Source organism: Bradyrhizobium sp. PRIMUS42, from assembly GCF_023006515.1.
GTDB lineage: Bacteria > Pseudomonadota > Alphaproteobacteria > Rhizobiales > Xanthobacteraceae > Bradyrhizobium.
Window position 1 is genome coordinate 1 of sequence record NZ_JALBGZ010000971.1, and the last position, 1,912, is coordinate 1,912.

General features: G+C 63.4%; 3 protein-coding genes. 2 read left to right on the top strand and 1 reads right to left on the bottom strand.

Features of this window, described 5'->3' with window-relative positions:
* Positions 1 to 629: 629 nt before the first annotated feature.
* Complete coding sequence (locus MOV75_RS36375) at positions 630 to 887, bottom strand: DUF2798 domain-containing protein (RefSeq protein ID WP_246925233.1); 258 nt, start codon at positions 885 to 887, stop codon at positions 630 to 632.
* A gap of 331 nt (positions 888 to 1,218) precedes the next feature.
* Here MOV75_RS36375 and MOV75_RS36380 point away from each other — a divergent pair, with 331 nt between their 5' ends.
* Positions 1,219 to 1,419 (top strand): hypothetical protein, encoded by a 201-nt coding sequence (locus MOV75_RS36380; protein WP_246925231.1) that lies wholly within the window; start codon positions 1,219 to 1,221, stop codon positions 1,417 to 1,419.
* Between the two features lie 116 nt (positions 1,420 to 1,535).
* Complete coding sequence (locus tag MOV75_RS36385; RefSeq protein WP_246925229.1) at positions 1,536 to 1,769, top strand: hypothetical protein; 234 nt, start codon at positions 1,536 to 1,538, stop codon at positions 1,767 to 1,769.
* The last annotated feature ends 143 nt before the right edge of the window (positions 1,770 to 1,912 follow it).

Genomic DNA, 1,912 nt, shown 5'->3' on the forward strand with positions numbered 1-1,912 from the left:
GTCCGGCGGACGGCGCCCCCGCCGACCGCGCGCGGAGTTGGCCGCTAGCGATCGCCCGGTCCCCGCAAGGGACGGCATCGTTGGGATAACGCGCATCGCCCGCGCTCAACGGTATCTAAACACTACCTTCAAACCACTGAGCGAACAACGCAATTTCCATGCAGCCTACTGTGCATGGGGTTGTTTTCCAGTTTTGCGAATGGCGCCAAGCAGTGCCCTCGATCAGCGCCGGGCAAAGCTGCCGTCTCGCGCCTGTCCTACAGCAGCGCCAGCAGCACGAGGCCGATCACCAGCACCACGAAGCCAGCCGCTGTCGCGGCGGCGAAAGACCGCTCTACGTTATCCATGATGCCACCCCGTTGCCGGCGTGCCACGTTTCCCCCATGGCTGCGCCGAACGGTTTGGAATCTTGCCGACGGGTGTGTCCGCAGTTGTGCGAACGGATGTCGAAATTGGGACGGGTGCGGGGCCAGTCTGCGGCCTCAGCATCGAGCCCGGAAATCTGTCTGCCGCCTGTCAGGCTGCCGTAAGCGGAGCCCGCTAGGATGATGTGGCTATGGTGTTGCAGCCCAGCACCTCAGCCTCCAATAACTCTCTGCCCCGCTTGGCTCTCCCCAGGCGGGGTTTTTTCATGCCTGGCTGCCGGCGCGCGGTTCCCGCTCCTCCTGCGTCAGGCGCATCGCGAAGGCGCGGATCGCGGGCGCCGCCAACAGCACGATCGGCAGCATCGCGGACCAGGCGATCAGCCACGACACCATCCAGTGCCCAGCGAAGATCATCGCACTGTCCGCGGGATAGCTGGCGATCCCCGCCGCGATCAGCGAGGTCAGTCCGGACTGGATGATTCCGAAGACGAAGTGACTGTAGCGGCGGGGAATGCCGAGCATGACGGGCCCATGTTGCTTGCCGTCACACGCCAAGCAAAGCACATGCCGCAGCATGGAATCGGTCCCTGGCCGGGTCCCCCACGGGCGGGTCTCGGTACCTGAACGCACCGGGACGTAAGCTCAGGAACTCTGTTCATGGTCGGAGAACCACGGGGATCCGACAGTCTCGCTGACGGACCGGAGTCTTAAACACGGCTTCACTTGTTTCGGGGCGCGCGCTTTCGAGAGATCCTTGAACTATCCGGGGCTTACCGACAGATTTAGCTTGTCTCGGGAATATCAAGACGACCAGCATGTTTGCAATCATGGACGTGAATCGTGGGAGGTCGCCATGAATCACAGGGGCATCGAGTTCACCGTCGCCAAGACGGCGATTCCCGGAATCTGGCAATGGCAGTTCCGGATCGGCGAGCAGATCAAGACCGGCCGGACCGAGACGAAAATCGATCTGCTCGCGATCCGGCGCGTGCAGCTGCGCATCGATCGGGAGCTGAAGCGATCGGCCGAAAGGCCGCCAGAAGCGGCGGGATGAAATCCGCGGCATCATCCGTAGCCGCCCGGAATTGATCTGACGCTGGTTTGGGATTGGAGTGCGCGCGCCCATGGCCTTGGGGACGAGGCCATCACGCGCGCGATTCGGTGCCAGCCATGCCGCTCTATTTCTTTCGAATCCGGAACGGCCATTATTCCGGCTGCGCCGACCAGGCGACGGAATTTGCCGATCGCGATTCGGCCTGGAAAGAGATGACCAGTGTCTGCGCCGACATGACCGCCGGCCTTGCGCGCAAGCTCCAGGAAAATTCCGAATGGCACATGGAGCTGCTGGACGAGGCCAAGGAGCCCGTGTTCCGGATCCGCATCGTTGCCGAAACCCTCGGCTAGCAAGGCCTCCGGACCAGGCCGGCTTCAGTCCGCGCTGGGCAGCCGCCGCATGGTGAATTCGATGTCGCCGCCGGGCAGTTCGCGCCAGGTCTCGACCGCGCTCATATAGCCGGCCTTGGGGTAGCGGGCGAAGAAGGCCTGCG